The following is a 4,234-nucleotide window of genomic DNA, read 5'->3' as shown; positions in this document are numbered from 1 at the left end:
CAGGATTACTAATAAAGGCATAAATCCACCCCGCTGATATTAACATTTAATTAACTTATAATTATATTATAATTAACTCACCCAGGGTTATTATTTTGTTAAAAATAAAGCCACATATACGTGGCTTGAGAGTGAAGATAAACGCAAAATTACCTGATGCGCTACGCTTGCCAGTGTCTACATCATCTCTGCAATATATTGAATTTGCCTGCTTTTGTAGACCGAATAAAGCGTTCATGCCGTATCCGGCATGAACAAAGCGCCCTTTGTCAACAATCTGGCCGCGCATATGTGGCTTCGGTTTGATTGCTATTCAGGCAAGCCGGTAACTGAACGTCCGTGACTGGCCGGGTAAAAAAGGCCCCGATAGATTTGAACCTTGATTTTCCTCGGTGGTAATGTGTTCATCCATCATCGTTTCTGAGCAAGAAATCACCTCGCGACTGAAAGCAACAGTCGCATCACAGGTTGCTGATTCAGCCGGATTAAACAGCCGTAAAATCACTTCTTGTCGGTCTTCAGCTTTCTTAAGTGCGCTTATCAGGCATCCCACTGGGGGCATTTTCAACAAACTATAACTTTCCGGCACGTTGAATCCGGCTTTGTTGAGCTTCATCGCATCCCATGGGATTTTGTTGTAACACTGTACTGGAGTCAGCCATGCTCGCGCCTGCTGAGCTACACCAGCGGCGGTTGGCGTACCGGTATAACTCAATAAACTTAGGCGACAAGAAAGCAGACCACGTAGTTGTGAGTCCGGGACTGGCATTTTAATTCCCGAAGGCCGCCCAGGCCTTAAAAACAGATCTTCTTTGCCCAGTAAGCCCACGCCACGCAGCAACGTAATGGCAAAGGTTTTCTTCTCTTCACCGATGACTTCAAATTCACGTAGCCCTTCGCTAAAGACAGCCATGCCGTTACGCCCTTCCTGTAAGGCTGCATAGTTGAGCATATTCCATACCGGAACCGGCGCTTCTTTCCAGCCTTCTTGCTGCCAGTTGTTCATTGCACTGTCGTTCACGGGGCGCGTTAGCGAACCAAACTGGGTATCTGCCAGAACACTATCGGTGTTAAAAGATGTAGGGATCAGGACGCGAAGGCGATGATCGTCAGCCTGGTTATCAAGGTTGATATCCACATCAATACGTCTGCTGTTATGACTCAGAGTGACAACCATCTCCACCCCTACTCTGCCCGTGGATTGCCGGACGCTTCGTTCCAACAAATTGAGCGGCACCGCCATGTCATAGCGGATAACAGCCCTGCTCTGCCAGGCCTCATGAGTAATCTCGCATTGCGGTTTCGCTGTTGCAGAAGTCATTACCCACTCTTCTTTTGCGGGTGAATAGTCATATTCATCACCATCATCAGAGCTTTCTTCAATTTGCAACACCCGGTCATAGCGCACACCGCTATCTTTATCTACCAGTTGTAGCGTTCCATCCTCATTGAGCGCAATTTGCCAGAAAGCATTTTCCAGTATCCCTTCAGCGTCACTTTTTGCCGCAATCACGTTGCCAGGCTGATTCGCTTCGATATAAAGCGTGCGATAGCCCATAGAAGGGACAATCTGGTTGATCTGTATATCAAACTCCATAAAGGGATCGTAATTACCGTAATGAACTATTTGCCGATCGATTAGGCCTGGATCGATCTCACGGGCATGGCGAATAAAATACGGTACAGGCTGACCGCGATCGTCTCGTAGATTAAACTGGCTGGCGCGCAGCCGCACAGTGGTGTTAATAACTTCTTCCCGCGGCCAGGGCATCAGGTTAAACAGCACGAGTTTGTCGGCATCACTCTGTGGCATGTTATCGGCAATTTTGCGCATGTAGAAACGCAGCAGATTATCCGCCATGTCTTCAGCCAGTTCGAAGCGGGCGACAATTTCGCGATGAACTTTGTCACTGCAACAACAACCGATACTGTCGTGGGCATGATTTTTTAAGATCTCTTTCCACATTTTCTCCAGCAAGCCGTGGTGGTATTCAAAACCCAACGTCCAGGCCAGCGTTGCCAGCGGTTCCAGCAGATTAACAATCTTATTTTCAATACGTGCGTGGGCAATTTTGATATCCATGCGCGTGGAACCGATGGTGCGATGTACGCGCATATATTTGCCATCGATAAATTCACCTTTCAGGGTGGCCAGACTTTCACGCTGCGCTTCGATCTTCTCAAATACCTCTTCAAAGCGGCTCATCACAAACTTACGTTGAGGGTAGATCTCACGTAGCTTATCCATCACTTCGAAGATATTTTGCTGCAATGGCATCTGGTCATGCCCATTCGGCAGCAAAATCTCTTTGGTTACAGACGCTTTTTCCAGCACGTCAAAATAACTGTCGAGGCGTTTACGTAATCCGTTTTCGTCGGCAGGTAAGTACTTACCGATGGCGTAGCCCAGCGGCAGCACCTGCGCCGTCACTTCGCTACCGTCACTGCTTTGCCACAAAAACTCGGTTTTATCAGTACCGTGGCGCTCCGAACATCCGCGCCAGAACATGGTGCGGGTAATGCCAAATCCATTGTAGATATGCGGCAGTTGCCCGGACATGCCAAAGGAATCTGGTAAATAACCTATTTTCATCGGCTCGCCAAACGCGAGGCAGTCACGCATTCCGTACATCAGATTACGGACGATGGATTCCGCAGAAACAATCGTGGTATCGGTCTGGGTATACCAGGGGCCGATAATCAACTTGCCGGCTTCTACCTGTTTCTTCACGCGGTCTTTGTTTTCCGGTTTCACCGCGAAATAATCTTCGAGGATCGCCGTTTGCCCGTCGAGTACGTAATATTTGTATTCGTTGTCCTGTTCCAGTCGGCACAGGATCTCTTCCATATTATTGACCAGCAGAATGCGTGACTCTTCGGTGGTGAAATACCACTCCCGATCCCAATGCATATGCGGGGTGATGTGAACGCGAGATACCGCTTTCATCGTCGTTTCCTTTTTGTTTATGGCATTACGCCATCAGTCAGATAGTTGCCATGCTTAACCGCGTGACGCCGCCAGATCAGGAGAATTGCAGTCGAGATTGCAGCCCCCACCAATGCCGCACCAAACCAGCCAATTGCCGCCATAACACCGCCCGCGCCATTATCATGAAGTAAAAAGAGCGAGAAAATGCCGGCACCGGGTGTCGAAAGGCCGATATTCATCGCACCGACAATAGCGCCCGTTACCATAGAGCCCAGCACAAACGAACCAATAACCCGCAGCGGATCTTCAATCGCCATCGGGATCGCCCCTTCGGTAATACCTGCCAGCCCTAACAGCCAGGTGGATTTCCCGGTCTCAATTTCAAACTCTTTAAACAGGCGCGGTGCGAGCATCGTGGAAGCGGTTACGGTAAATGCCGAAACCATTTTGACGGAGGCGAAAATGGCATACGGGCCGTAAACGCCGTTCGCCATTGCGCCCAGGCAGAATGCATAAGCGGCTTTGTTCACTGGCCCTCCAAGGTCAAAGGAACACATAAAACCGAGAATGGCACCCAGCAACAGCGCGTTACTTCCTGACAGACCGTTCAGCCAGGCGGTAAGCGAGTTATTGATCCAGGCGACAGGTTCTCCCACCACAAACAGCATCAGACTGCCCGCTCCCAACGTACCGAGCACCGGGTAGAGATAAAAAGTCAGGAATCCATTGAATTTACTGCTAAGACGCAAGTGATTTTTCACCCAGCGCATCAAGTAACCGGCTATCAATCCGCCAACGACCGCGCCGAGAAACCCGGAGCCGATCATGTTGGCGGCAAGTCCAGCCGCAAAGCCTGGCGCTAACGCCGGTTTATCTGCCAGAGAATAGGCGGTATAGGCCGCGAGCACCGGTACCATCAAAATTCCGAGCAGCCCGCCGCCCAGCTTGCGGTACATCCACAGCCAGGAGTTTTCTTCATTAAACAGATCTTGTAGCCCGAAGATTTGCGACAGTAATACCGCGACCGCCAGCACCGTGCCCCCCGCGACAATCAACGGTACGGCAAAAGAGATTCCGCTCAACAGTGCCTGTTTCAGCTCCGTTTTGACACTTTTCACCGGTTGCGTATCTTGCTGTACGGTACGCGTCTCATCGCTACGCTTGAGGGTAAGCGCTTGTTGGATCAACGCTTCTGCATGGCGAATCGGCTCGGCAACAGGCACTGAAAGCGCGGGAATGCCATTAAAACGCTCACTCTCCTTGATGGCGACTTCAGCCGCAAAAATACAGGCGGTTGCACTATTG

At 50.1% G+C, this 4,234-nt stretch carries 2 protein-coding genes; both read right to left on the bottom strand.

Annotated features, from left to right (window positions below; all coding sequences use genetic code 11):
- Positions 1-313: 313 nt before the first annotated feature.
- Positions 314-2,947: a mannosylglycerate hydrolase gene (mngB, locus tag E0D98_RS21700; protein WP_000648992.1), complete on the bottom strand. Its 2,634-nt coding sequence runs from the start codon at positions 2,945-2,947 to the stop codon at positions 314-316.
- A 17-nt stretch (positions 2,948-2,964) separates the two neighbouring features.
- Positions 2,965-4,234, bottom strand: a 1,270-nt coding sequence (gene mngA / locus E0D98_RS21695) for a PTS 2-O-a-mannosyl-D-glycerate transporter subunit IIABC (RefSeq protein ID WP_063077158.1), incomplete at its 5' end; no start/stop codon positions are given.

Origin of the sequence: Escherichia sp. KCJ4928 (assembly GCF_004352695.1) — a bacterium.
In the GTDB taxonomy this organism is placed as follows: Bacteria; Pseudomonadota; Gammaproteobacteria; order Enterobacterales; family Enterobacteriaceae; genus ECMA0423.
The sequence above is the reverse complement of the archived record's forward strand: the minus strand, read 5'-3'. Positions and strand labels throughout refer to the sequence as shown.